Genomic DNA, 24604 nt, shown 5'->3' with positions numbered 1-24604 from the left:
GAACTGGCCCCAAGTGGCATAGGAAGAAAACCTGATCCCCGGAAGTAGACAAACACATCGTCTGCATAGCCCCGCAACTCAATCAATAGGGCAAGGCAGGTGAAGCCATCAGCATCAAGGGAAGGATGGCCTCACGTGAAAGCCTATCAATCTAAAAGCTTGCCTCGAGCGCGCGGAAACCGCCCAGGAAGACATCTTGCTCTACAAAGTTATGCCAGTGCCGGTCTTGCCCGTCTCCTGCTTCGAAATCGGCCCACCATTGCGCGAACGTCTCACCCCGGTCGGTGATTTCCGAGAAGCGCATCGTCGAGATGTAGTTGACAAACGGCAGGGGGCCACCGGGCAGCATGTCGTAGCTCAGACTATGATCGAGGTCCGAGATTGACAGCAAAGTCTCGCGGATGCGACCGGACCCATCGGCCAACGCGAAGTTGCGCACGCAGCCGACCTCGCCCGGGCTGTGACCCTCTTCGATACGGCTATCGGTCGCGGCCGGGTGCCAGATGGGCAAACCGTTGAAATCGCGCACGCGCTCCCAGACCTGGCTCACAGGCAACGCGATGATGGTGGACGAATAAGCCTTGATCATATTGCTGTCTCCTGTGCGCGCGCACCACTTCGGCGCAACTGCGTAAAGGCTTCGGTCTGACCAATGATGGCCCGTTCGGTGGGTAGACGCTCCATCGATGACGCGCCGTAAAAGCCGTGGCAGTCCGGGCAAAGATCGAGGAACGCTTGCGCGTCCTCAGGCTCGGCCAAAGGCCCGCCATGGGCAATGAAGATGATATTGTCACGTACCGCGCGCGCGGCGGCCGACCATTCCTCGAAGAGCGCCGCGCAGTGTGCGATGTCCGGAGCGGTGCCCTGTGCGCCGATGCTGCCGCCGGTGGTGAGACCGAAATGAGTGACAATGACGTCGGCCCCGGCCTGCGCCATGTCGCGGGCGTTCTCGGCGCTGAACACGTAGGGGGTGGTCAGCAGGCCCCGGGCATGAGCCGCCGCGATCATCTCGACCTCGCGGTCATATGACATGCCGGTCGCCTCGAGCTCGGCGCGAAAGCGGCCATCAATGATGCCGACGGTGGGAAAGTTCTGCACCCCCGCAAAGCCCATCGTCTCCAGATCGCCAAGAAACTTGTCCATCACACAGAAGGGGTCGGTGGCGTTGACTCCCGCCAGGACCGGGGTGTTCTGCACCACGGGCAGTACCTCGCGGCCCATCTCCATCACAATATCGTTCGCATTGCCGTACGACATGTAACCCGCCAGCGAGCCACGTCCGGCCATGCGGTAGCGGCCGGAATTGTAGATCACGATCAGGTCGATCCCGCCGGCCTCTTCACATTTGGCCGACAATCCGGTGCCGGCCCCGCCACCGACCAATGTCTGGCCGGCGGAAAGCTTGGCGCGCAACTTGTCCAGTATCGCATCGCGTCCGGTCTTGGTCATCTCATGCACCCCCATCGTGTTGTATCTCCTTGAAATTCGCGACGGCGGCCTCGGCAAAGGCCGCGTCATTGATATGCAGGTCCAATTCGACAAGCTGGCGACTGTCGGTCTGGATCACCGTGTCGCGCAGGGCTTGAAACAGCGCCGCATCGGCTTCCGGATCGTGGAAATCGCCGCCTTCGATATCGAGCGCCGAGACCCCGCGCAGCGGCAACAGAAACCGCACCGGCCCCGCGCAGGCGTTAAGCTTGTTGCCGATCCATGTGCCGATGGTCGCGCACTCCTGCGGGGTGGTGCGCATCAGTGTGACCTGCGCGTTGTGATGGTGGAACTTGCGATCCCTGAACACGGGCGGAACAGTTTCGGGCCCCCAGAAATTGACCATATCGAGCGCTCCACAAGACCCGACCATGGGCAGGCCGGTTCGGGCCACAGCGCTCAGACGATCCTCTCCTGCGCTGAGCACGCCGCCGACCAACAGATCGCAGACCTCCGTCGTCGTGATGTCGAGCACACCGGCCACCGTGCGGTGGTCGATGATCTGCTCCATGCATCGCCCGCCGCTGCCAGTGGCGTGGAAGACGAGACAGTCAAAGTCGTCGGACAGCCGTGCGGTCATTGCCTGCACCGCCGGGGTGGTCACGCCGAACATCGACAAGACGAGCGCGGGCTTGTCGCTCTCGACCGCTGGCACTTCGTGGGTCATCATGCCGGCCAGCGCGTGCGCTGCATTTCCCAACAGCCTGCGCGACACCCGGTTCAGACCTGACACGTCGGTCACCGGGTGGAACATGTTCACGTCTGACGCACCGACATAGGCCGAGACATCGCCGGACGCCAATGTCGATACAAGCACCTTGGGCAGGCCGAGGGGAAGTGCCTGCATCGCCGGGGCGATGATCCCGGACCCACCAGAGCCCCCGAGCCCGATGATGCCTGCCAGATCCTCGCGCGTGGTAGCGTATTGGGTCAGCGCGCGGGCCATCTCGATTACCGCGCGGCCCCGGTCGTCAACGAAAACCGCCGCCGGACCGTCGGGATGGCAGGCGGCCACCTCGGCCGCGGAGACGTCCGCATATTGCTCGCCGCCCTTGATGCCCACGTTGACCAGTACGGTCGAGATCCCTGTGGCTTCCAGCAAATCTCTTACATACTGAAGCTCCGGCCCCTTGGTGTCGGCGGTACCCACAACGTATGCCGTCCTCATATCCCCTGCTCCCTTCAAGCCAGTTCCAACGCCAAGTGACGCTTCTGCATTGCCGGATCGGTCGCCAGCGCCTGCGCGGACATATGTTCGACGATTTCGCCGCCTACCAGGATGGCGGCATCCTCCACCGCCGCGAGTGCGGCGTGCAGGTTCTGCTCCACCATGAGCACCGCCATCCCCTGCTGGGAGACCTCCCGCACCAGGGCCACCACATCCGAGACGATGGCAGGTGCCAGCCCCTCGGTAGGTTCGTCCAGCACCAGAAGGCGCGGGTTCAACAACAGCGCCCGCGAGATCGCGAGCATCTGTTGTTCGCCTCCCGACAGCCGGTCGCCAAGATTTCGGCGACGTTCTTTCAGGCGCGGGAAGGTTTCATAGACCCGCTCGATGGTCCAATCGCCACCCTTTTGCGCGACGATGGTGAGGTGCTCCTCAACGCTCAAAGAGCGAAAGATGCGGCGGCCTTGCGGCACATAGCCGATCCCGAGACGCGCGCGGTGCTCCGGCGTGAGCCCTGTGAGTTCAGTGCCCGCCAGGCGAATGCTGCCGGAAAAATGCGGCGCGAGGCCGATAATGGCATTGCAGAGGCTGGTCTTGCCCATACCGTTGCGTCCCAGAATGGTCAGCGGCCGGGCGCCAAGGGTGAGGGAGATGTCGTGCAACACATGGCTCGACCCATAGCGCAGGTTCAGCCCCGCGATCTGCAAGAGCGGTTCACTGTGCATATCCGCCCCCTAGATAGACCTGATGCACGTCTTCGTTCTGCATGATCGCGTCCGGCGTGCCTTCGGCCAGCATCCGTCCGTTATAAAGCACCGAGACGCTTTCCGACGTCTGCAGGGCAATCTCCATATCGTGCTCGATCAGCACAACCGTTACCTCCTGGGGCAACGCCATCAAAAGCGCGCTCAGCTTGGGGCGTTCGGCAGGAGACAGACCGGCGGCGGGTTCATCAAGCAGCAGGACCCTCGGGTTTTCGGCCAGCGCGATCCCGATCTCGAGCTGACGGCGCTGACCATGGCTCAGTTCGGACACCGCCCGCTCCGAAAAAGATGTGAGACCCGCAACTTCAGCAAGCCGATCCGCCTCGGCCAGACGTTTATCGCTGCCTTTGAGCGGCCAGACCTGCGCCCAGCTGCCCTGCACTCCGGCCACCGCCAGAAACAGAGTCTCACGCACCGTCAGACCCTCGAAAAGATGCGCATGCTGGTAGCTGCGCCGCAGACCTCGGCGGATCCGCTTGTGGATCGGCTCGCGGGTCACGTCCTGGCCAAACAGCCTTACCGTTCCGGCAGACGCGGTCAGATCCCCGGTCAGCACGTTGAACAGGCTCGTCTTGCCCGCGCCGTTCGGTCCGAGGATGGCGCGGCGCTCGCCGGGCCGGACGGTCAGGTTGATGTCCTGTACCGCCCAGAACCCGCCAAACCGCTTGCCAATACCCCGGGCATCCAGGGCATTGGCGTGGTTTTGGGTGCCGTTCACGGGCACGAGGGGTTGTCCCGGCTAACCGGCCCCATGGCCATGAACTCGTCCTTGTCCATCCCCAGGTACTGGTCTACGTCCCGCACGACCTTGACGACCCGGTTGCCCAAGGTGCCATCCTCACGTTCGAAGACTTCGGTCACGAAGTTGTCGACGATCCCGTTGCGGTTCTCGTCCAGCCGCATTGTCCCGCCGGTCGGGGTGACGAATTCGAGATCGGTCAGTGCCGCGCGGAAAGCTTCCTGCCCGTCCGACAGATCGCCGCCAACCTCCTCAAGCGCCAGCATCGCGGCCTTGGTGCTCATGTAGTAGTGATGACCGAAGATTGACGGTGCCGAAAAGCCATCCGGGAAGGCTTCGTTGTAGGAGGCCACGAATGCCTGCCATTCTTCGCCCTCGAAGTTGCTGACCGTGGGCGTGCCCGAGGGGGCCCCGACAAGAAGGTCCTTGAACGGGCCCTGGGAATCGAGGACCGATTGGTCGATGGTGACCGAACTGCCGATGATCGGCTTGTCGCCGCCCGCCTGAGCATACTGCGTCAGGAAGTTCACCGCATCCGCGCCCCCGAGGACGACGAAGATCGCATCCACATCCTGTGGGATCGAGTACACGATCGATGAGTAGTCCTTGTTGCCAATCGGGGTCCAGAATTTCTCGGGGACGCGGCCGCCGGCTTCACAATACTCGGCCATGAAGCCCAGCACCTGCGTGTACGGGAAAGAGTAGTCCTCACCCACGATCGCGACGCTTTCATAGCCCAGATCGTTGAAGGCATAATCGCCTACCCCGACCATCCACTGCGCGCCGTCCCCGCCAAAGCGGAAAAAGTTTTCGGAAGCATCGCGCAGTGTCGTGTCCTGCGAGGCCGAAGACCCGTTGAGGAAAGTGACGTCCGGATAGGACTTGGACAGATCGCGCAGCGCCAGACCTTCAGAGCCCGACAGCGGCCCGACGATCAGATCGACCTCGTCCTGTTCAATCAGCTTGCGCGCGGCATTGACCGCACTGTCCGGGCTCGCGTCCGACGACATGGTGACAATCTCGATCTCATTGCCGCCGACCGCGCCGCCGGCCTCCTGTACGGCCAGTTTGGCGCCGCGCACGCCGTCCATGCCCGGGCCCGCGAAGGCACCTTCCAGCACCGAGATCACTCCGATCTTTATGTCGTCTGCCATTGCTGGCGCGGCGAAGGCTGTCAGCGCCAGGATCGAGGCGGTTGTCTTCAGTATATTCATCTTGGTTCCTCCCGTTTGATGAATCAAATCGAGGTCTTCGGGGTGGCGGCGCGCGGGCGCAGACGCGCCACGAGCGCCGCTGCCATGCCTTGCAACCCGTTTGGCGCCAGCATGACGATGGCCAGAAGTACAAGTCCGATGAGCGTGTTGAAGCGGTCACGGTCGATCAGATCGACAGCAAATGTTTCCAGCAGGACAAAGGCGATGGCACCGATGAATGCCCCGGCCGGGTGTCGCAGCCCGCCGATCACGCATATGATGAGAATGTCGATGATCGGGCCCAGACCGACCGAAAAAGACGAGATCCGCTCATTGTACCAGACGTTCAGAATCCCGCCCGCACCGGCAATGAAACCGGAAAAGGCGAATGCCGCGACAATGGGGCCCAGGGCCGGAATGCCCAGGGCCCGAACCCGCCCCGGAGCGTCGCGCAACGCCTGTATCGTCAGCCCAAGGGGCGAGCGAACAAACCCTGCGACCAGCACGAGCGCGGCAACAGCGACAGCGAGCGTCATCAGATAAAGCGGCACCGGCGCCCGCAGGTTCAGCCCGAACACCTGCGGCGCCCGCACCCCAGAAAAGCCGGTCCAGCCATTGAACAGAGAATAGTTCTGGCGGGTAAGGTAAAAGAACGCCACCCCGATCGCCAATGTGATCATGATGGCGTAGATCCCCCGCGAGCGCCGAGCGACAAGCCCGGTCAGCGCACCAGCCAGCGTAGCCAGTACAAGCGCCAGCGGGATCGAAAGCCAAAAGGGCAGTTCCCACCCGATGGCAACCGTATTGGGACCGAAATAGGCGATCGTGTAGCCCGCAATTCCGGCCATCATTGCTTGCGCGAAAGAGACGACGCCCAGATAGGTCGCAAGAAAGCTGAGGCTCAACGCTGTAATCCCGAGGATCAGGGCTCGTGTCGCGACTTGGGTCAGCCAGAAATCGTTGAGAAAGAGAGGCAGCGCCAGCAGCACGGCCAACAGCGGTGCGTTCTTCATTTCTCAGCCCTCCCCAGAAGGCCTTGCGGACGCACCGCAAGCACCAGAACCATGATCGCGAAAGTGAAGACGGCGCCATAGGTCGGCGCATAGGCAAGCCCGTATTGCTCGGCCAGCCCCACGAGCAGCGCGCCCAAAGCTGCCCCCCCCACAGAGCCCATGCCCCCGACAATCACCACCACGAGAGAAGACAGCAAGAACTGCAGATCGGTCCCCGGTGCGATGGACAGGGCACTGGCAGCCACCACCCCGGCCATCCCTGCCAGCATCCCCCCCAGAGCGAAAACAGAGATGAAAATCCGTTTGATCGGAAAGCCGAGCGCGCGCAGCATCGCTTGATCGTCCACGCCTGCGCGGATCACGGCGCCAAACCGGGTTTTCTGAATCAGGAACCAAAGCGCCACACCGATGACAAGGGCAAAGGCCATCAGCGCGAGCCTGATGCTGGCATAGCCTACCCCCAGCAGGGGGAGCCGTTGGCCGCCCGACAGAAGTTCCGGGAGCGTCACCTGATAGGTGATGCCGCCCCAATGCCAAAGCATCAGGTCAGCCATGATGATCGAGATGGCGATGGACGCCAGTGTCTGGCGCAGCTCATCGCCCTGCATCCAGCCCAGGATTCCGAACTGCACCAGCGCTCCGGCCAGCGCGGCGGCCAGCCCGCCAGCGATGACCCCAAGCCCCCAGGACCCTGTGGCCTCAACGACGCTGAAGCCTACATACCCCCCCAGAAGCAGCAGCGCGCCATGTGCCATGTTCACTGTCCGCATCAATCCGAAGATCAAGCTGAATCCGGTGGCAGCCAGAAAATAGAGAGCAGCCAGCGTCAGACCGTTCAGCGTCACGATGAAAAATAGCGTCATCACCTCTCCCCTTGCCGCTCATTGGAAAGACTCGGCCAAAGCGGAGCAACTAAAATGAAGCATGGCGCTGAATTTTTTATTCTTAGTAAACAATAACTTACGGCCGAATCTCCATCTTCGGACCACGGTGAATCGGAGTATGTGAGAAATGGCTTCCGATTTTTTCCGATTTCTGCACATGATCCGGGATGGAACACTTCATTCTCAGCGGCACCCCGAGCATCCCCGAGGTTCCCGCTACCAAGACGATCTTTTGTCCATGTCTTGCGGGCCTCAGCGTGACGCAGGCCGACTTGGCGTTCGTCATGCCCCGCATCGATCACAACCGCTCGCTGCGCGAGACTGAAGGAGCGGCCCATTGGGCAGCTGTATTGGCCAGCGATCCTTTCGGATCGGAAACGACGTTTCAGACAGCTCTCAAAGCCGCAGGGTACCGCGGTATTGCCAACTGGCCCTCATCCATCCTGCTGGAAGGAAGCACCCGCCAGGCGATGTCTACTATCCCCGCCACGCCGGAATTCGAGTACGCCTATCTTGCCCGCGCCGCAGAGGCCGGGTTCGAGACAATGGCCTTTCTCGTTTCGCTCGATCAGGCGCGACAAGCGATCAAGGCCGGGCTGAGCAACCTTGTCCTGCACCCTGGCCTGCGCGAAAGGCCCGACGCCGACAGCGCCGGAATTTTTCGCGCCGCGCTGCAATCCATCGTCGATGCGATCCGCCGCGAGGCGCCACAGGTCAAGATCCTTGCCTATACGTCCGCCCAGCACGACCGCGAGCTGGGGCTCTGTCATCTGGCCGTGGACGGCTTCATTCACTTTCAGGACGGCGCGCCTTGAACGGCCTCTTTCGGTTTGGCGCCGTGGTGGGCTCGGGCATGACGGCTCAGGCCGCGGACAGCGCGGGTGCAGACTATCTGCTGGCGTTGAACGCCGGGCGCTTTCGGGTACAGGGGGCTTCGTCGCTCACGTCCTATCTGCCGGTGCGGTCCGCGAACGATTGGGTTTTCGAGTTTTCCGAGCGCGAGATCCTTGGCCGCTGCAAGGCGCCTGTCTTCGCCGGGCTGAGCGTCAGCGATCCTTCTCTCGATGTGGCGCAACTGGTCGACCGCGCCAGAACACTCGGGTTCGCCGGCGTGTGCAACTTCCCGCCCACCTCGCTGCTTGAAGGGCGTATCGCGACCATGCTGGCCCGCGAGGGCTTGGGATTTGCGCGTGAGCTGGAACTGGTACGCGCGGCGGCACGGCAAGACATGGCGGCGCTTGCGCATGTGGTCTCGCACGCGGAGGCCCATGCCATGGCGGAAGCGGGTGCGACGGTCATTTGCGTCAATCTCGGGTTTACTGGCGGCGGCACCGGCGTCACCACCCGCTGGAGCGTCGAAAGTGCCGCCATCGAAATCGACCGTATTCTGGCCGACATTCCATCCGGCATCGACAAGCTTTGCATCGGCGGACCGATCACTTCACCCGAAGAAGCCCTGGCCGTAACCCGCATCAGCCGGGTCCAAGGCTATATTGCCGGCTCGACGCTGGACCGCTTCCCGCTGGAGCAAACGCTTCGGGACGTGGCGCACAGTTTCAAGGCGATCCCCCGATTGGCGACGATGGAGGTAGGCGGCACCGAAAGCGAGACGGCGCTGATCGGTGGCTCCAGTGCCATGCAGGAGGTGCGTCGACATCTGCGCGCTCTCGAGGGCAGCGATGTCCCGGTTCTGATCCAAGGCGCGACCGGCACGGGCAAGACCACCTGCGCCAAACTATTGCACGCCAATAGCCCCTTGGGACGGCGTGCGCCTGTGATTGTGGATTGCCCCAGCCTTACCGCGGAGGCCGGCAGCGCGTTGCTATTGGGCACGACCACCGCCCGCGGGGCTCTTGAACAAGCTGGAGGTTCCGCCGTGATCCTTGAGGAGGTTCCGGCATTGGAACCTGCACATCAGGGCCAACTCCTTCGCTTTTCTGACGAGGGTGTCATCCAACGTATTGGTGAGCTCTCTCCCCGAAAGGTGGAAGCCCGCATCATCGCCACCAGCTCTGTCGCTCTCGGTGCCTTTGACGCCTTTCGCCGCGACCTGTACTATCGACTGGCCGCCGAAGAAATCACTCTCCCGCCGCTGCGCGATCGGCTTGATGACATCCCGGAACTTGCTCTGCATCTTGGTCGTCAGATGCTGGGCGGTGAGACTCCGCGGTTCACGAATGCAGCACTGCGCATCCTCTTGATTCATACTTGGCCCGGCAACGTTCGCGAACTGCGCAACACTGTACGCCGAGCGGTCACGGCGGCCGATGGCATGACGATCGGCCAACGACACCTCAACTTTTTGCGGGTAGACACTGACCCCACCACAAAGGGCACGAAGTCTGCAGCTCAGGAACGCGGCACGCTGACAGAGCGCGACTGGATCTCGGAAGCGCTGGTGCGCAACCGGTTCCAACGGGCCCGAACAGCACAGGACCTGGGGATGAGCACGCGTACTCTGTATAGCAAGATCAAGAAATACGGCTTGTTGCCTTAGCTCCGCAATGGAGCAGTTCCGCCGGAACTGTTTCAGAGTCTGGCCCTCAGGGCAGATGTCTTGGTCGTTCTCGGCGTGCCACGTAAGGTCGGCGCGGCTCCGGGTGCCGTCGGTGCGCCCGGACCTGTCCGAAACCGGGATGTGCGGGGCGATCTTGCGATCGCCCAGCCCAGCATCGTACCGGTGCCGTAGGCGGTGTCGACGATCAGCCGCTCGGGATGCGGATCGCACCGAACCTTCACGCGATCCGGCATAGTCTTGGTCGACCCAACCTCTGCCTGTCGGCTTCATCCGGCCCGAGCGGCAGCAGAAACTGACACCCGAAGGCGTCCAAGAAACTGGGAGCCATTCAACGGAGCGGCTCTCCGACCGAGGCCTACGCCCGTCAATGCGGCCTGACATCCTCGCCAGGGCTCATCCTTGACCGACCGGCGTTCAGCCAATAGGTGGCCGGAAGGGATCGACGGCGCCCTCCCGCTCTTTTTTTCAGAAATCTTGGACGCCCGGATCTGTTCGCGCATCCCGATGGATGCAGAGGAGGGAACACATGGGCTTTGCAGTTACCCGTCATCAAAGCGCCGATATGGACGTGCGCATCGGCATGGCCGTCATGTGCCTGGCGATGGTCTTCCTGCCCCTGGGCGATGCCATTTCCAAGTCGCTGACCGTCCATGCCACCCCATTCGAAGTCACCGTTTGGCGAAGCGTCGTCCAAGCCGCCTTCCTTTTGCCCTGTGCGCTGTTGCTGCGGCGTCATCTCAAGGGGTCGGTGCTTTCGCTCGGCTCCTTCCTGTCGGCCTGCCTGATCCTGGTGGTTACCCTGTCGCTGATCACCGCCTTCGCCACGATGCCGATCGCCACGGCCATCTCGATCTTCTTTGTCGAGCCGCTGTTGCTGACCCTGCTCGCCGGTCCCTTCCTCGGCGAGGTGCCCGGCTGGCGGCGCTATGCGGCCGTCGGGGTCGGGCTGATCGGGGCGCTGGTGGTGATCCGTCCCAACTTCGTCACCTTCGGTCCAGTCGTCCTGCTGCCGCTGCTGGCGGCGCTGGCCTATGCACTGAACATGATCGTCATGCGCAAATCCACCCGCACACGGTCCGCGCTAAGCTTTCAATTCGGGGCGACCCTCTATGCGGCGGGCCTCGCCCTGCTGGCGCATCAGGCGATGACTTGGACAGGGCAGGAGATGGCCGGCCTGGCCGCCCTGCCAAGCTGGGGCCCCTGGGCGTTGGTCGGGGCCGGCGCGCTGGCCATGGTCACTTTCTTGATGATCACCTTCGCCTTCAGCAAGGTGGAGGCCAGCCTGCTTGCCCCGTTTCAATACCTTGAAATCGTCGGGGCCACGGCGGTCGGCTATCTTGTTTTCAGCGAGTTCCCGGACAGCATGACCCTGCTCGGAACCGCGATCATCCTCGCTTCTGGCATCTATGTCTTCCACCGGGAACGTGTCCGCGATGTGGCGGGCACCCCGCCCCGGCCTGTGGACCGTTAGAGGCCGGTGCCGGCGGATCCCTTCTGCGGTGCATGGCTGTGACGATGGTCGCGTTTCGCTACAGCTTGGCAACTGGTCCGAAATCCTGCGACAACCTCCCAACGGAAGGAGTGACCGGGTCGCTCCTGTCGCGGTCAAGATCCGCGCGCGCGATCCGTTCTGCAGAAAGTTGCGCCGCCCGACGAGCGGGCGGCGCGAGAGTTCTGGAAAGGGCTGAAGCCGAAGGCCGCATGTCCTTTCAGATGACGTGCAAGACGGGTTATCCGCCTGTCAGGAGCGGGCACCGGCTTTGCTCCGCGGGGCGCCACGCGTCGGACGGGGCGATCGTGTCCGTGATCTCGTAGTAGTCGTACTCGTACTCGGATTCGTCGGGACCCTTGACCCGGGCTGCGTATAGCGGGCGCATCACCTGTCCATCGTCGCGGATCGACACGTCCTTCATCGAGAAATCATTGACCGGGGTGTCCTTCATTTCGGCCATGACGACTTCTCCGTCATCGCTGCCGGTCGCCGCCACAGCCTTGAGATAATGCGCGACAGCGCTGTAGTTGCCCGCTTGGGGGCCGTTCGGGAACCGACCGTTGAAGGCTTCGCGGTAGCGTTTTGCGAATGCGCGGGTCTCATCGTTCGCGTCCCAATAGAACGCGGTGGTCAGGCGGACGTCCTTCAGGACATCGAGCCCGATGCCGTTGGCGCTGTTGATGAACATCCCGAGCGGCACGAGCAGCTGACCGTCGGCGCCGACGCCGAATTCCGCCGCCTGCTTCATCGTGTTGGCGAAATCGCCACCGGCATTGGCAAGCGCGATGGCTTTCGCGCCGCTCGCCTGTGCGCGCAGCAAGTAGGAGGAGAAGTCGTTGGAGCCGAGCGGATGAAGAACCGAACCGAGAACCTCGCCGCCGCCTTCTTCGATGAAGGTGGTGGTATCTTCCTGCCAGGACTTGCCGAAGGCGTAGTCGACGGTGATGAAGTACCAGGAATCTATCCCCTCGGACAGGAGCGAATTGACGGTGGCACGCGGCAGTGCATAGGAGTCCACCACCCACTGGGTCGTCATGGGGCTGCAGCGTTCATTGGTGAAATAGGACGAGGCGGTCCCGGCGAGCATGTAGGGTTTCTTGCGGTCCTGCATCATGTCGTGGACGGCGTTGGCGATGGACGATGTGGAGCAGCCGACGATCGCGTCGACGCCCTCTTCGTCAAGCCACCTCAGAGCGGTCGCTGCCCCGATGTCGGGCTTGTTCTGGTCATCCGCCACGACGATCTCGATCTTCGCGCCGTTGATCTCACCACCGGCGTCTTCCACGGCCAGGCGTGCGGCCGCCACGGCGCCGGGGCCGCAGTTGTCGGCATAGGGACCGGACTGGTCGTTCATGATCCCGATCTTGACGACGTTGTCGGAAATATCGGCGAATGCCGGCATCGCCAGGCTCGTCGTGACAGCCACGACGGCGAAGGCAGTGGTCAAGTTCTTCCCAGTTTTTTTCATATCTCTCTCCCTTTAAGACACTGGCGACATTCAGGATCGCCGGACAAGCCTGGCAGGATTGCAGCGGTTGCGAACCGAGGTTCCGCCATTGCGGTCCCGCAAGCCTTGATGTTGATGCCCCCTCCCTGAGGGCTGCTGCCCGAGCGCCGCTTGTTCAAAGCTCGAAGGGTCGCTCGTCGTGGGATCAGACTAGTATGCACCGCTCCCCGGCACCGAGTTCTATCCCGTGTGCATCACACAGTTTCACATGTGTGATATCTGGCGCAGAGCACAGCCTAGACGCAGCGTCCGCCGTCCACCTCCATCGTGACCCCGGTGACGAACGCCCCGTCGTCGGATGCAAAGTAGAGGGCGCTGCCCGCCACATCGGCAGGGGTAGCCAGCCGGCCCAGGGGGATGGTGGCGCGCAACATCTCGCGATTGGCGTCTGGATCACCTTTCATGTACTTGTCGAGCATCGGGGTTTCGCCCGCTACGGGACAGATGGTGTTGACCCGGATCCGATCGCGTGCCAGCTCGAGCGCCAGGGTCTTGGACATCGTGACGGCGGCGGCCTTGGAACCGTTGTAGACCACCATGCCGGGACGCGGGCGCACGGCCCCGGTCGACGCCACGGTGATGAAGACGCCGCCCTGTCCACGGGCGCGCATGTGCGGCACGGCGTGGCGGGCAAAGAGCAGGACCGGCTTGGCATTGACCGCGAAGACCGCGTCGAATTCCGCGTCGGTAATCTTCAATGCCGACTTCGTGGGGTGGGAAATTCCGGCGTTGTTCACCACGATATCCACCGCGCCGAACCTGTCGAGGGCACATTGGACCGCGGCCTGGACGGCGTCATCGTCAGCGACATCGGCGGCGAAGGGCACCGCCCTCATCGCGTCCGGCCCGGCGTTGATGGCGTCCGCGACCCGTCCGGCGGCAACAGCATCGACATCGACAAGGACCACGCGTGCACCTTCCGTGGCAAATCTGCGCGCGATGCCTTCCCCGTAGCCCGATCCGGCACCCGTCACGATTGCAACCTTGTCTTTCAAAACCATGCGTCCCTCCCTTGTTTCGCACACCTTATGGAGCGGGTGAAACCAGACCAGCGGGCAATGATCTGGGCGTACCATTTTCACATAGATGAATCCGCCGGAGTGCAGCGTGAACGGCTTTGCCCTGCCAAAGCCGCAGGATCATTCTTGCCTTCGAATTGCCTGCAAGGAGGAATGAATGCCGGTATCGTTCGAACGCATTGGCCCATCACGGGATTGGCTCGGAGAGAGCCCGGTCTGGAACCCGGAGAGCCAGTCGGTCTTCTGGATCGACAGTCGCAGCGGGATCCTGCGTCGCTACACTCCGGCGTCGCGCCGGTTCCGGTCCTGGCAGCTGCCTGCTGAGATCGGCGCCATCGGGCTCGCCGGTCGGGATCGGGTATTCGCCGCAATCCGCAACGCGTTCTATTTCGTCGATCTCGAGTCGGGCGAAATCGAATTGATAGCGGCGGCCTTCGAGGATGATGACCAGGCGCGGTTCAACGATGGCAAGATGGATCGGCAGGGGCGCTTCCTTTGCGGGACCATGGCCCTGAAAACCGACACGCCGGACGGCGTGCTGATGCAGATCGACGGCGACCGTTCCATCCGCACCCTGGAGACCGGGATCGGAATTGCGAACTCGACCTGTTTCAGCCCCGATGGCAAGACGCTCTATTTCGCGGACAGCTTCGATCGAGCGGTGCGCGCCTATGACTACGATACCGCCAGTGGCGCGATCTCGAATCGGCGGGTGCTGGCGGATCTGTCCGCCCACGGGTCCGCGACGGACGGCGCGACGGTGGATGCGGAGGGCGGCATCTGGGTATGTCTCGTGCAGATCGGAAAGCTTGCCCGCCTGACGCCGGAAGGCGATGTCGACCGGATCGTCGAGACACCGGTTCCCCTGCCGAGCTGTCCGGCCTTCGGGGGGGAGAACATGGACAAGTTGTTCCTGACATCGATCCGGGATTCCGGAACCGGGCGGACGAAATCCGACGACCCGAAGTCCGGCGCCTTGTTCGCCGTCAACGGGCTGGGAGTGACCGGTCTCGCCGAGACGCAATTCGGCGGCTGATCTCGGGGCTTCCGGAAACCGGAAAGGAGCGGGCCGGGCCCGCTCCTTCGCATTTCCATGGTCGTCGACAATTCGGATCGGGACCTCAGTCGCCTTTCGTCAGGCCTTCCGATCGGCCCGCGCGGCGTTTGTGCAGAACCGCGATGATCTCTCCGACCACGCCCCGACGGAAAAACAGGATCACCAGCAGCAGGATGATACCCTGCGCGATCAGGGACCATTCCCCGAACTGGGCCAGTTCGTCGTTCATGAAGATCACGATGCCCGCGCCGACGGCCGGCCCCGCCAGAGTGCCGAGCCCGCCAAGCAGGGTCATGAAGATGACTTCGCCGGATACGGTCCAGGAGACGTCCGTCAAGGTCGCGAACTGGAACACCGTGGCCTTCAAGCCGCCGGCGAGGCCCGCGATACCGGCCGAAAGCGTCATCGCGACGAGCTTGAAACGCTCGGGCCTGAAGCCCAGCGACTCGACCCGCTCCTCGTTGTCGCGGATCGCCCGCAGTATCTCGCCGTAGGGCGAGTGGATGATACGGTAGATGAGCGCCAGCGCGAGAACGGTCGCCCCGAGGACCACGAAGTAGAAGGCGCGGTGATCCGAGACATCGATGACGCCGAACAGGGCGCTGCGCGGGATCTGCTGCATTCCGTCCTCGCCGCCCGTGAACTCGGCCTGCAGCAGGAAAAAGTAGACGAACTGCGCGATAGCGAAGGTGATCATCGCAAACTGGATACCGCTGCGGCGTACCGCGATCACGCCGACCGCAAGCCCCATGGCCGCCGCGACCAGCACACCGGCGAGCAACCCGAACTCGAGCGTGGACCCCGTCACCTTCAGGAACTGCCCGGTGATGTAGGCCGAAGTTCCGAAGAACATCGCGTGACCGAAGCACAGCAGGCCCGCATAGCCCAAAAGCAGGTTGAACGAGGACGCGAAGAGAACGAAGACGAGGATCGTCATCAGCAACACCGGGTAGACGAAGAAGGGTGCCAGGATGACCAGGACGACGATCAGGAGAATAGCTGGAATACGGGTCATAGGCTACGCTCCTTGCCGGAAAACAGTCCGTTGGGACGGAAGATGAGGGCCAGGATCATGATGACGAAGATCACCATGTTCGCCGCCTCGGGATAGAAGACCTTGGTCAGGCCCTCGACGATGCCGAGCAGGTAGCCGGTCAGGACGGCCCCCATGATCGAGCCCATGCCCCCGATCACGACCACGGCGAAGATGGTGATCATGAGGGTCGACCCCATCGAGGGAGAAACCTGGTAGACCGGTGCGGCGAGAACCCCGCTCAGCCCCGCGAGCCCGACGCCGAAGGCGTAGGTCAAGGTGATCATGCGCGGCACGTTGATCCCGAAGGATTCGACGATATCAGGCTTTTCCGTTGCGGCGCGCAGGTAGGCCCCGAGCTTGGTGTATTCCATCAGCACCCAGGTCGCCACGCAGACCATCAACGAGAACAGCACGACCCAGAGGCGGTACCAGGGCAGATACATGAAGCCCAGGTTGATGCCGCCCGGGATCGGCGTCGAATAGGGCAGCCCGGTCGAGCCGTACTGCTGCCGTACCAATCCCTCCACGATCAGCGCGACCGCGTAGGTGGCGAGGAGACTGTAGAGATGGTCCATATCCTGGAGCGGCTTGAGCACGATACGTTCGGTGATCAGGCCGAAAGCCGCCACCACCACCGGGGCAATGAACAGCGCACCCCAATACGGGATACCGAGAGCATCTAGCAGCAGCCAGGTGACGAAGGCACCCAGCATGTATTGCGCGCCATGTGCAAAGTTGACGACGTTCATCAGGCCGAAGATGATCGCGAGCCCCATCGAAAGCATCGCGTAGAAAGACCCGTTGATCAGGCCGATCAGGAGCTGGCTGAACAACAGCTGTGTCGAAATTCCGTCAAACATGGCGTTCAAACTCCGAGATAGGATTTGACGCGCGCCATGTCGGCCTCCAGCGCGTCGGTGGTCATGACGTCCACGACCCTCCCGTTCTCGACCAGCACGTGACGGTCGGCGACGGATTTGGCGAACCGCAGGTTCTGCTCGACCAACAGGATCGTGTAGCCGAGCGCCTTCAGTTTCAGGAGTTGCTGTCCGATCTCCTTCACCACCACGGGTGCGAGTCCCTCGCTCGGTTCGTCCAGCAACAGGAACCGCGACCCGGTCCGCAGGATCCGGGCGATGGCGAGCATCTGCTGCTCCCCGCCCGACAGCTTGGTCCCCATGCTGCCCTTGCGGCGCTCGAGGTTCGGGAATTGAGCGAGAAGGTCCTTGTCTGAAATGCCGCCGGGCCGCAGGACCGGCGGCAGGCTGAGGTTCTCGCTCACCGTCAGCGCGGAGAAGATGTCACGCTCTTCAGGACAATAGGCGATGCCAGCACGTGCGATCTGAAAGGTGCGTTTGTTGATCAGGTCCTCGCCGTTGAATCGGATCGACCCGGTCCTGTTCTTCACGATGCCCATGATCGAGCGCAGGGTCGTCGTCTTGCCCGCGCCATTGCGCCCGATGAGGGTCACCAGTTCGCCTTCGCCCAGGTCGAAGTTCATGCCGTGCAGCGCCTGCGACTCTCCGTACCAGGCCTTGAGGTCGTCGACGGCGAATACCTTGCCGGTAGCGTGATCAGTCATCTTCTCCACCTCCCATGTAGGCGGATACGACGTCGGCATTGCTCGAGACCTCGGCGTAACTGCCCTCGTTCAGGACTTCGCCGTGGTTGAGTACGGTGATCCGCTCGCACAGGCTCGAGACGACCGACAGGTTGTGTTCGACGATAAGCACGGTGCGACCGACGGCCGCCTCCCGGATCAACTCGGTGACCGGCTCGATATCCTCGTGCCCCATCCCCGCGGTCGGTTCGTCCAGCAGCATCACGCTCGGGTCGAGGGCGAGTGTCGTGGCGATCTCGAGTGCACGCTTCTTGCCGTAGGACAGCTCCGTCGCCCTGACATCGGCGACATCCGCCAGCCCGACACGCTCCAACAGCTCCATGGCCCGCGCGTTCAGCCCGGATATCGCCCGCAGAGATCGCCAGAACCGGTAACCGCCGCCATTCTTGGCCTGCAGCGCGACGCGCACGTTCTCAAGGCATGTCAGGTGCAGGAACGTGGCCGAGATCTGGAACGACCGCACTAGCCCAAGCTGCGCGACATCAGAAGTGCGCAGGCTCGAGATGTCCTTGCCATGGAGCAGGATCCGTCCCGTCGTGGGGATGAGCGTCTTGGTCAGCAGATTGAAGCAGGTCGTCTTTCCGGCGCCGTTCGGTCCGATCAGCGCATGAACTGATCCGCGCCTTACCTTCAGATTGACGTCACGAACCGCGTCAAATCCCCCGAAAGACTTGCCGAGGCCGCGTGTTTCTACCGCGAAGTCCGACTTGGACCCGCTCTGGGTGTCGATCATGGGTTTCAGTTCCGTCTATGTCCGTCAGGATCAATTGGGCAATGCGAGCACGGCCTTGGCGAGGATCGACCGCTGAATCTCGTTCGAGCCGCCGAAGATCGCGGGCGCCCTGGAATCGAGATACAGGTTCATCGCGTCGATCTGTCCTCCGGCGATGTCGAGGTCGTCGTTGAAGCGGGCTTCTTCGCCGGCCACGGCAAGCATTTCCTCGGTGATGCGCTGATAGAGCTCGCTACAGAACACTTTCAGGACCGAGACATCCGCGCCCAGCGTACCGCCGGTGCGCAGCACCTTGGCGAACCGCTCGAAGGCCGAACTGAGGTCGTAGAGGTCGAGACGGAGCTTGGCATATCGGCTCACGAAGGCCGCGTCATCGAAGGCGCCGCGGTCCTCGGCAAGACGCTCCAGCCGACGCAGGGCATATTCCGGGCGCGACGGAGCGCCGAGGAAAATGCGTTCGTGCCCGAGCACGGCTTTCGCAAGCCTCCATCCCTCGTCCACCTCGCCCACGACATTGCCGGCCGGCACCCGCACATCGTCGAAGTAGACTTCGCAGAAGTCGGCCTCCTGGCGCAGGTTCGGAATAGGACGCACGATGACCCCTGGAGAGGTGAGATCGACGAGCAGCACGGTGATACCCTTCTGCCGCACCTTCTCGTCCTTCGTGGTGCGCACCAGCAGCAGGATCCAGTTGGCGCAATGGGCGAGAGTGGTCCAGATTTTCTGGCCGTTGACGACGAACTCGTCGCCTTCGCGCACTGCCGAGGTCCGCAGGCTCGCCAGGTCGGAACCTGCATTGGGTTCCGAGTAGCCCTGGCACCAGATGTGCTCTCCGCTCAGGATCTGGGGCAGGAACCGCTCTTTCTGTTCCTCCGAGCCGTGTTCTATCAGAAGCGGCCCGACCAGTCCGATCCCGTGGTCGGGAATGCGCGGGCACCCCAGCCGGGCCCATTCTTCGACATAGACGATGTGCTTGGCCGGGTTCAGCCCCATGCCGCCGTATTCCTGCGGCCAGACCGGGGAGAGCCAGCCCTTTTCCGCCAGCGCGTGATACCATTCCGACACCTCGTCGAAGACCGGGCGCTGCTTGCGCATGAAGCGCAACTCGCGGGGGCAGTTCTCGTCTACCCAGCTGCGGAAGACACGCCGGAATTCCTCGTCGGAGAGGGCGTTCCAGTCCTCTTGTGCAGCCGCCATCATACCGGGTCCTTGAAAACGGGTGCACGCTTCTCCGCGAAGGCCCGCATGGCTTCCTTGCCATCTTCGTGGCCGGACATCTCGACCGTGAGGTTCTGTTCGAACCGATAGCCATCCTTGAGGCCCATGGTTTCAACGGTGTTGATCGCGCGCTTGGCCAGGCGCAGGGCGGTCGGGCTCTTGGACGCGATGTTCTTGGCAATCGCCATCGCCTCTTCCATCAGCTGCTCGCGCGGGACGCAGGCTTCTATCAGACCACGCCGGTAGAGCTCCTCCGCCGGCACGCGCCATCCGGTCAGGACCATGCGGCGGGTGAGCGAGTGCGGGAACAGGCGCATGGTGTGGCGCACGCCGCCCATCAGCCCCACGTCGATCTCGGGAAGGCCGAAGACCGCGTTGTCGGAGGCGAGGATGATGTCGGCACAGACCGCGAGGCCGAGACCAGCGCCCAGTGCCGGTCCGTTGACCGCAGCAATCACGGGAATGTTCGATTCCATGATCGAGAAGCCGACTTCGCGTGCCCGGCGCATGTGACGATAGGTGTCGCCAGGCTCGCCCTCGGCGATCTTCGCGCGCGCCTTGATATCGGCGCCGGCGGAAAAGCATTTGCCTGCTCCTGTCAGGACGGTGACACGCACACCGGGCGTTTCGTTCAGTTCGTCGAAGACCGAGATCAGCTCGTCCACGAATTCCTTCGACTGGGCGTTGACCGGGGGCGCGTCCATGGTGACGGTCGCGATGTGATCTTTGATTTCGACTTTTACGAGGTTGTTCTTCATCGTCCGTTCCTTTCAAGCAGCGCGTTCGCGTGAGACAAATTCGAGCCGCAGTTCTTCCGACTGCCCCAACGTGGCGTTCAGATTGGTGGCTCGTTTCATGTACAGGCTGATGTCGCATTCATCGGTGAAACCCATGGCGCCATGCAGGTGAATGGCACGGCGCGTTATGCTCACCGCCGCGTCGCCCGCCCGCGCCTTGGCCGCGAGGATTGCCAGCGAAGCGGCGAGGCCGGGGTTATCGGCGAGTGTCTCGACTGCATTGGCTTGGGCCGCGCAGGCGAACTCGGAATCGCTCCACATGTCGACCAGCCGGTGCTGGATGGTCTGGAAACTCGCGATAGGTTTGCCGAACTGGACCCGTTCCTTGGTGAATTCGACCGTGATCTCCAACGCCCGAGCGCCCAGGCCCGCCAGTTCCGAGGCCAGCGCGAGACGGGTCGCCTCGATTGCGTCGGCGAAGGCCGTCTCCACCTGGGTGTTGCGGCACAGTATTTGATCCGTGGGCACGGTGCAGCCCTCGAAGTCCGCGCTACCAATCATGGAGCCATCGACGGTCGGGCGCAGGCTGTGCGAAAAACCGGGGGTCTTCGCATCGACGGCGACGAGCATGAGCTCTTTCCCGGTCCGGGCCATGACAAGGAAATCGGTGGCCGTGCGGGGGGCCGCGACGAGGTGCCCGGTGCCGTCGATCGTCACGGTTTCGCCGGTGAGACTGGCGTCGAGCGGGTGGCGCCGACCGCGGGTGTCCTGCCAGACCTGCGAGACGATCCGCGAGCCATCCGCGAGACCCCGCGCCAGCCGGTCGCGCGTCTCGCCAGGCCCGGAGGCGGCGAGCAGGACACTGGAGAACACGCCGAGCTGGGCCAGCGGTTCGGTCAACAGAGCGCGCCCGATGCTCTCGCTCAGAACGACCTGTTCGCGCAGGCCGAGCCCGACACCGCCCAGATCCTCGGGAAGCGTCAGCCCGACCCAGCCCGCGTCGGCCATGGCCCGCCATTGCGCCAGATCCAGGTCCGAGCCGGCCGCGCGGCGTTCGCGCAGGCTGGTGGCGCCGCCGGTCGTGGTGGCGAAGGCCGCGACGCTGTCGCGCAACATCGCGAGCGTGCCGTCTTCGTCATCGAGATCAATCTGTGGCATGACACCAGGTCCTTTCTGTGGCGTGTGGATCATTCGATCGAACGCAATGCACCGGGAACGGGCCTTCAGCTTCCGGCGACGTGGTCGCCGAACCGTTTGCGCAGTTCCATCTTCTGGAGTTTTCCGGTTGCCGTGTGGGGAAGCTCATCCACGAACAGCACGTCGTCCGGCAGCCACCACTTGGCCACCAGTCCGGACAGGTGGTCGATCAGTCCAGATTTCTCGACCGAAGCGCCGGCCTTTCGCACCACGAGCAGCAGAGGACGTTCCTGCCATTTCGGATGCGGAATCCCGATCACGGCCGCTTCCTGTACGGCGGGATGGGCCATTGCCGCGTTCTCGAGGTCGATGGAGCTGATCCATTCGCCACCGGACTTGATCACGTCCTTGGAACGGTCGGTGATCTGGACATAGCCGTCGCGGTCGAGCTTGGCCACGTCGCCGGTCGAGAACCATCCCTCGGCATCGAGCACGTCGCCACCCTCGCCCTTGTAGTACCCGGCCGCGATCCACGGGCCACGGACCTGAAGGTCGCCGGCCACCTTGCCGTCATGCGGCAGCGGTTCGCCGCGATCGTCGACCACGCGCAGTTCCACCCCGAAGATCGCGCGGCCCTGGAGTGTCTGGATATCGACCTGCGCGGTCTCGTCGAGGGCGGCGTGCTTGGGCAGGAGCGCCCCGACCGAAGCCAGGGGACTGGTTTCGCTCATTCCCCAGGCATGGATCACGAAAACGCCGATCCTGCGGAATTTCTCGATTATCGAACGCGGCGCGGCAGAGCCGCCGATGACCACTCGGTCGAATGTCAGCTTCGAGGTGTCCGCGCCGGTTTCTTCGATATGCTTGAAGAGACCGAGCCACACCGTCGGCACCCCGAGCGAGAAGGTGCAGCCTTCGGCCACGGCGAGGTCGTACAGGCTTTTGCCGTCCAGGTCCGGACCGGGCAGGACGAGACGCGCGCCGCACATGGCCGAGGCATAGGGCACCCCCCAGGCGTTCACGTGGAAAAGGGGCACCGCGAGCAACGTGCAGTCGGCCGCACCGAGGTTGAGACCGTCGCGCTGGCAGACGACGAATGAGTGCAACACGGTCGAACGATGACTGTAGAGCACGCCCTTGGGGTTCCCGGTCGTGCCGGAGGTATAGCACAGCGACGAGGCGCTGTTCTCGTCGAATACGGGCCAGTCGAAATCGCCGTCTTCCTGTGCGATCAGGTCTTCGTAGACCAGCGCTTCGGACGGCTGGCCCGCCATGTGATCGGCATCGGTCATCGCGATGACGTGGCGCACGGAGGTCAGGTTCGGCATCAGCGCCCGCACCTGCTCGCCGAAAGTGATGTCGAACAGCAAGACGCTGCTTTCTGCATGGTTCAGGATGTAGTCGATCTGCTCGGGGAAGAGCCGTGGATTGACGGTGTGCAGCACCGCGCCGATGCCGGACACGGCAAAGTAGAGCTCGAGATGGCGATGCGTGTTCCACGCCATGGTCGCGACGCGGTCGCCGGGCTTGACCCCCAGCCTGATCAACGCCTGGGCCAGTTGGCGCGCGCGTTCGGCGAGGCTCTTGTAGGTCAGCCGCTCGGTTGTCTTCTCGCAGGTCTTCGAGACGATGGCGACGTCGGGATGGTACTGCTCCGCGTGCCTCAGCAAGCCGGAAATCAGCAACGGGCGATCCTGCATCAGACCTAGCATTCGGGTTTTCCTCCACTCGGATCGACGGTCTCCTCTCCGTCGGTCTTGGGTCTCGTAGTCTCAGTCTCGGCGTCGGCTTGTCAAAGAAATGAGCGAGGTGCAGGCGAACTTCACACATGTGAATGCAGGGCGGATCGAGGCAGGATTCTTGAACCTGCCCCAAGGCCGGCGTTTGCTGAATGCCGAGGAGAACAGCGCCCGGACCGGGAGCCATGAGGGGGAGGTTACATGCCGCTTGCGTCAGCTATGGTGCGTGCCGATCTGCCTGCGCGCCGGCGCCCGTGCGTCGCCGGGCTCTCCTGTTTTCACTCCCGCGGCCCGGGCTTCGGCTTCGGCCGGCGCGGACCCGAACCCCATCTTCAGAGCGAGGCCGAAACATGAGCGCACTCTTCCAGCCAATCCAGCTCGGCGGCCTGAACCTGCCCAATCGCATCGCGGTCTCGCCGATGTGCCAATACAGCGCCGTGGAAGGCTTGGCCCAGACCTGGCACCTGGTTCATGTCGGTGGACTCGCCCTGTCCGGCGCCGGTGTCGTCGTGATGGAAGCCACCGCGACCGAGGCTGCCGGCCGCATCACGCATGGCTGCCTCGGCCTCTATACCGATGCCCACGAAGAAGCATTGGGCAAGCTCGTCACCGAGATCAAGAAACTGGCACCGGCCGCGATCGGTATCCAGCTTGGCCATGCCGGCCGGAGGGCCTCTTGCCGGCCCGTCCGCGACCGTTGGAAGGGCGAGTGTCTGACAGCCGAAGAAGGGGCGTGGCAGACCGTTGCGCCCTCGGCGATACCCTACGATGAAACCTGGCATGAACCTGTCGCGATGGACTCTGCCGCTCTGGAGCGGGTCCGTTCCTCCTTCGTCGACGCCGCCCGGCGGGCAGATCGGGCGGGGTTCGACCTTGTCGAGATCCATGGGGCTCACGGCTACCTGTTGCACCAGTTCCTGTCGCCGGTGACCAACCACAGGACGGATGCCTATGGCGGCAGCCTCGAGAACCGGATGCGCTTCGTGCTCGAGATCGCGCAGGCGATGAGGGCGGTCTGGCCACGGGAAAAGGCGCTCGGGTTTCGGATGAACAGCACCGACTGGCATCCCGAGGGGTTGACCCAGGACGATGCGGACACGCTTGCCAAGGCATTGAAAGCGATTGGCGTCGACTATGTGGTGATGTCTGCGGGCAATCTTGCGCCGGGCTGCAAGATCCCGCCTGCCGCACCGGGTCACCAGGTCGAATATGCGCGCCGGGTGAAGGCCGCGACCGGCATGACCACCATGGCCGTGGGGCTGATCGCCACAGCCGACCTCGCCGAACGCATCATCGAGAGCGGCGACGCCGACATGGTGGCTATCGGGCGCGGCATGCTGGACAATCCACGCTGGGGTCTTCTGGCTGCGGCGGAATGCGGCGTGGATGTTGACTATGTACCGCAATACATCCGCTCCCGGCCCAACAACTGGATCGGCTTCCCCATCGCCCATCCCAAGGCACGGCCCATCGTGGGAACGCGGCAGATGGACCGTCCCAGCTCCGGTGGCTGGGACAGGCCCGATGTGGTGACGAAGTAG

23 protein-coding genes and 1 pseudogene are annotated in these 24604 nt (G+C 63.2%); 5 read left to right on the top strand and 19 right to left on the bottom strand.

The window, feature by feature from the left end; genetic code table 11:
- Positions 1 to 151 precede the first annotated feature (151 nt).
- The 8 genes from OB2597_RS03085 to OB2597_RS03050 are packed head-to-tail and all read right to left on the bottom strand — an operon-like array spanning position 152 to position 7228.
- Entirely contained in the window at positions 152 to 589 is a 438-nt protein-coding gene (locus OB2597_RS03085) for an SRPBCC family protein (RefSeq protein ID WP_009804055.1), read from the bottom strand.
- The gene (locus OB2597_RS03080; RefSeq protein WP_040609010.1) at positions 586 to 1449 is read right to left on the bottom strand and encodes a phosphoenolpyruvate hydrolase family protein; all 864 of its coding nucleotides are present in this window, start codon (positions 1447 to 1449) and stop codon (positions 586 to 588) included. The genes OB2597_RS03085 and OB2597_RS03080 overlap by 4 nt, the downstream gene beginning before the upstream one ends.
- 1 nt (position 1450) lies before the next feature.
- Positions 1451 to 2656: a Tm-1-like ATP-binding domain-containing protein gene (locus tag OB2597_RS22445; RefSeq protein WP_009804053.1), complete on the bottom strand. Its 1206-nt coding sequence runs from the start codon at positions 2654 to 2656 to the stop codon at positions 1451 to 1453.
- A 14-nt stretch (positions 2657 to 2670) separates the two neighbouring features.
- Positions 2671 to 3381: an ABC transporter ATP-binding protein gene (locus OB2597_RS22440; protein WP_009804052.1), complete on the bottom strand. Its 711-nt coding sequence runs from the start codon at positions 3379 to 3381 to the stop codon at positions 2671 to 2673.
- On the bottom strand, positions 3371 to 4144 hold the full coding sequence (locus OB2597_RS03065; RefSeq protein ID WP_009804051.1) for an ABC transporter ATP-binding protein: 774 nt from the start codon (positions 4142 to 4144) through the stop codon (positions 3371 to 3373). Before OB2597_RS03065 ends, OB2597_RS22440 begins: the two co-directional genes overlap by 11 nt.
- A complete protein-coding gene (locus OB2597_RS03060; protein ID WP_009804050.1) occupies positions 4135 to 5373 on the bottom strand; it encodes an ABC transporter substrate-binding protein in 1239 nt (412 codons plus the stop codon). Before OB2597_RS03060 ends, OB2597_RS03065 begins: the two co-directional genes overlap by 10 nt.
- A gap of 23 nt (positions 5374 to 5396) precedes the next feature.
- Positions 5397 to 6365: a branched-chain amino acid ABC transporter permease gene (locus tag OB2597_RS03055; protein ID WP_009804049.1), complete on the bottom strand. Its 969-nt coding sequence runs from the start codon at positions 6363 to 6365 to the stop codon at positions 5397 to 5399.
- Entirely contained in the window at positions 6362 to 7228 is an 867-nt protein-coding gene (locus OB2597_RS03050) for a branched-chain amino acid ABC transporter permease (RefSeq protein WP_009804048.1), read from the bottom strand. The genes OB2597_RS03055 and OB2597_RS03050 overlap by 4 nt, the downstream gene beginning before the upstream one ends.
- Before the next feature lie 188 nt (positions 7229 to 7416).
- Between OB2597_RS03050 and OB2597_RS03045 the strand changes: the two genes are divergently transcribed.
- Together OB2597_RS03045 and OB2597_RS03040 are read left to right on the top strand one after the other, a co-directional pair.
- Positions 7417 to 8064, top strand: coding sequence for a phosphoenolpyruvate hydrolase family protein (locus OB2597_RS03045; RefSeq protein ID WP_009804047.1), 648 nt, complete (start codon positions 7417 to 7419; stop codon positions 8062 to 8064).
- Positions 8061 to 9746, top strand: coding sequence for a sigma-54-dependent Fis family transcriptional regulator (locus tag OB2597_RS03040; protein ID WP_009804046.1), 1686 nt, complete (start codon positions 8061 to 8063; stop codon positions 9744 to 9746). The genes OB2597_RS03045 and OB2597_RS03040 overlap by 4 nt, the downstream gene beginning before the upstream one ends.
- A gap of 9 nt (positions 9747 to 9755) precedes the next feature.
- Here OB2597_RS03040 and OB2597_RS21185 read toward each other — a convergent pair.
- Positions 9756 to 10030, bottom strand: a pseudogene (locus OB2597_RS21185) (IS5/IS1182 family transposase); the annotation flags it as partial.
- A 263-nt stretch (positions 10031 to 10293) separates the two neighbouring features.
- Between OB2597_RS21185 and OB2597_RS03035 the strand changes: the two are divergent.
- Positions 10294 to 11238, top strand: a complete 945-nt coding sequence (locus OB2597_RS03035; protein WP_238529696.1) for a DMT family transporter — start codon at positions 10294 to 10296, stop codon at positions 11236 to 11238.
- Positions 11239 to 11497: 259 nt separating this feature from the next.
- On the opposite strand, the gene OB2597_RS03030 is transcribed toward OB2597_RS03035, so the two are convergent.
- Complete coding sequence (locus OB2597_RS03030) at positions 11498 to 12727, bottom strand: ABC transporter substrate-binding protein (protein WP_009804044.1); 1230 nt, start codon at positions 12725 to 12727, stop codon at positions 11498 to 11500.
- A 275-nt stretch (positions 12728 to 13002) separates the two neighbouring features.
- On the bottom strand, positions 13003 to 13767 hold the full coding sequence (locus tag OB2597_RS03025) for an SDR family oxidoreductase (RefSeq protein WP_009804043.1): 765 nt from the start codon (positions 13765 to 13767) through the stop codon (positions 13003 to 13005).
- A gap of 175 nt (positions 13768 to 13942) precedes the next feature.
- On the opposite strand from OB2597_RS03025, the gene OB2597_RS03020 reads away from it, so the two are divergent.
- Positions 13943 to 14821, top strand: a complete 879-nt coding sequence (locus tag OB2597_RS03020; protein WP_009804042.1) for an SMP-30/gluconolactonase/LRE family protein — start codon at positions 13943 to 13945, stop codon at positions 14819 to 14821.
- A gap of 85 nt (positions 14822 to 14906) precedes the next feature.
- Here OB2597_RS03020 and OB2597_RS03015 read toward each other — a convergent pair whose 3' ends face one another.
- From OB2597_RS03015 to OB2597_RS02980, 8 genes are all read right to left on the bottom strand, one after another.
- Positions 14907 to 15857 carry a branched-chain amino acid ABC transporter permease gene (locus OB2597_RS03015; protein ID WP_009804041.1) on the bottom strand — a complete coding sequence of 317 codons (951 nt, stop codon included), beginning with the start codon at positions 15855 to 15857 and terminating at the stop codon, positions 14907 to 14909.
- Positions 15854 to 16738: a branched-chain amino acid ABC transporter permease gene (locus OB2597_RS03010; protein ID WP_040608973.1), complete on the bottom strand. Its 885-nt coding sequence runs from the start codon at positions 16736 to 16738 to the stop codon at positions 15854 to 15856. The genes OB2597_RS03015 and OB2597_RS03010 overlap by 4 nt, the downstream gene beginning before the upstream one ends.
- Before the next feature lie 5 nt (positions 16739 to 16743).
- Positions 16744 to 17460 carry an ABC transporter ATP-binding protein gene (locus tag OB2597_RS03005; protein WP_009804039.1) on the bottom strand — a complete coding sequence of 239 codons (717 nt, stop codon included), beginning with the start codon at positions 17458 to 17460 and terminating at the stop codon, positions 16744 to 16746.
- Positions 17453 to 18232: an ABC transporter ATP-binding protein gene (locus tag OB2597_RS03000; protein ID WP_009804038.1), complete on the bottom strand. Its 780-nt coding sequence runs from the start codon at positions 18230 to 18232 to the stop codon at positions 17453 to 17455. The genes OB2597_RS03005 and OB2597_RS03000 overlap by 8 nt, the downstream gene beginning before the upstream one ends.
- A 30-nt stretch (positions 18233 to 18262) precedes the next feature.
- Positions 18263 to 19429, bottom strand: a complete 1167-nt coding sequence (locus tag OB2597_RS02995) for an acyl-CoA dehydrogenase family protein (RefSeq protein WP_009804037.1) — start codon at positions 19427 to 19429, stop codon at positions 18263 to 18265.
- The gene (locus OB2597_RS02990) at positions 19429 to 20208 is read right to left on the bottom strand and encodes an enoyl-CoA hydratase/isomerase family protein (RefSeq protein ID WP_009804036.1); all 780 of its coding nucleotides are present in this window, start codon (positions 20206 to 20208) and stop codon (positions 19429 to 19431) included. The genes OB2597_RS02995 and OB2597_RS02990 overlap by 1 nt, the downstream gene beginning before the upstream one ends.
- Positions 20209 to 20220: 12 nt before the next feature.
- A complete protein-coding gene (locus tag OB2597_RS02985) occupies positions 20221 to 21345 on the bottom strand; it encodes an acyl-CoA dehydrogenase family protein (protein WP_009804035.1) in 1125 nt (374 codons plus the stop codon).
- Positions 21346 to 21410: 65 nt separating this feature from the next.
- On the bottom strand, positions 21411 to 23036 hold the full coding sequence (locus OB2597_RS02980; protein ID WP_009804034.1) for a long-chain fatty acid--CoA ligase: 1626 nt from the start codon (positions 23034 to 23036) through the stop codon (positions 21411 to 21413).
- Between the two features lie 377 nt (positions 23037 to 23413).
- On the opposite strand from OB2597_RS02980, the gene OB2597_RS02975 reads away from it, so the two are divergent.
- Entirely contained in the window at positions 23414 to 24604 is a 1191-nt protein-coding gene (locus OB2597_RS02975) for an NADH:flavin oxidoreductase/NADH oxidase (RefSeq protein WP_009804033.1), read from the top strand.

The sequence above is a fragment of the Pseudooceanicola batsensis HTCC2597 genome, from assembly GCF_000152725.1.
Classification (GTDB): domain Bacteria; phylum Pseudomonadota; class Alphaproteobacteria; order Rhodobacterales; family Rhodobacteraceae; genus Pseudooceanicola; species Pseudooceanicola batsensis.
Note: the sequence above shows the minus strand (reverse complement) of the source record. Positions and strands in the feature narration are given on the sequence as shown.

Excerpts from the sequence above, each read along its gene's own strand:
- OB2597_RS03085 (WP_009804055.1), bottom strand. The coding sequence starts at position 589 with ATGATCAAGGCTTATTCGTCCACCATCATCGCGTTGCCTGTGAGCCAG.
- OB2597_RS03080 (WP_040609010.1), bottom strand. The coding sequence starts at position 1,449 with ATGACCAAGACCGGACGCGATGCGATACTGGACAAGTTGCGCGCCAAG.
- OB2597_RS22445 (WP_009804053.1), bottom strand. The coding sequence starts at position 2,656 with ATGAGGACGGCATACGTTGTGGGTACCGCCGACACCAAGGGGCCGGAG.
- OB2597_RS22440 (WP_009804052.1), bottom strand. The coding sequence starts at position 3,381 with ATGCACAGTGAACCGCTCTTGCAGATCGCGGGGCTGAACCTGCGCTAT.
- OB2597_RS03060 (WP_009804050.1), bottom strand. The coding sequence starts at position 5,373 with ATGAATATACTGAAGACAACCGCCTCGATCCTGGCGCTGACAGCCTTC.
- OB2597_RS03055 (WP_009804049.1), bottom strand. The coding sequence starts at position 6,365 with ATGAAGAACGCACCGCTGTTGGCCGTGCTGCTGGCGCTGCCTCTCTTT.
- OB2597_RS03050 (WP_009804048.1), bottom strand. The coding sequence starts at position 7,228 with ATGACGCTATTTTTCATCGTGACGCTGAACGGTCTGACGCTGGCTGCT.
- OB2597_RS03045 (WP_009804047.1), top strand. The coding sequence starts at position 7,417 with ATGGAACACTTCATTCTCAGCGGCACCCCGAGCATCCCCGAGGTTCCC.
- OB2597_RS03035 (WP_238529696.1), top strand. The coding sequence starts at position 10,294 with ATGGGCTTTGCAGTTACCCGTCATCAAAGCGCCGATATGGACGTGCGC.
- OB2597_RS03030 (WP_009804044.1), bottom strand. The coding sequence starts at position 12,727 with ATGAAAAAAACTGGGAAGAACTTGACCACTGCCTTCGCCGTCGTGGCT.
- OB2597_RS03025 (WP_009804043.1), bottom strand. The coding sequence starts at position 13,767 with ATGGTTTTGAAAGACAAGGTTGCAATCGTGACGGGTGCCGGATCGGGC.
- OB2597_RS03020 (WP_009804042.1), top strand. The coding sequence starts at position 13,943 with ATGCCGGTATCGTTCGAACGCATTGGCCCATCACGGGATTGGCTCGGA.
- OB2597_RS03015 (WP_009804041.1), bottom strand. The coding sequence starts at position 15,857 with ATGACCCGTATTCCAGCTATTCTCCTGATCGTCGTCCTGGTCATCCTG.
- OB2597_RS03010 (WP_040608973.1), bottom strand. The coding sequence starts at position 16,738 with ATGTTTGACGGAATTTCGACACAGCTGTTGTTCAGCCAGCTCCTGATC.
- OB2597_RS03005 (WP_009804039.1), bottom strand. The coding sequence starts at position 17,460 with ATGACTGATCACGCTACCGGCAAGGTATTCGCCGTCGACGACCTCAAG.
- OB2597_RS03000 (WP_009804038.1), bottom strand. The coding sequence starts at position 18,232 with ATGATCGACACCCAGAGCGGGTCCAAGTCGGACTTCGCGGTAGAAACA.
- OB2597_RS02995 (WP_009804037.1), bottom strand. The coding sequence starts at position 19,429 with ATGGCGGCTGCACAAGAGGACTGGAACGCCCTCTCCGACGAGGAATTC.
- OB2597_RS02990 (WP_009804036.1), bottom strand. The coding sequence starts at position 20,208 with ATGAAGAACAACCTCGTAAAAGTCGAAATCAAAGATCACATCGCGACC.
- OB2597_RS02985 (WP_009804035.1), bottom strand. The coding sequence starts at position 21,345 with ATGCCACAGATTGATCTCGATGACGAAGACGGCACGCTCGCGATGTTG.
- OB2597_RS02980 (WP_009804034.1), bottom strand. The coding sequence starts at position 23,036 with ATGCTAGGTCTGATGCAGGATCGCCCGTTGCTGATTTCCGGCTTGCTG.
- OB2597_RS02975 (WP_009804033.1), top strand. The coding sequence starts at position 23,414 with ATGAGCGCACTCTTCCAGCCAATCCAGCTCGGCGGCCTGAACCTGCCC.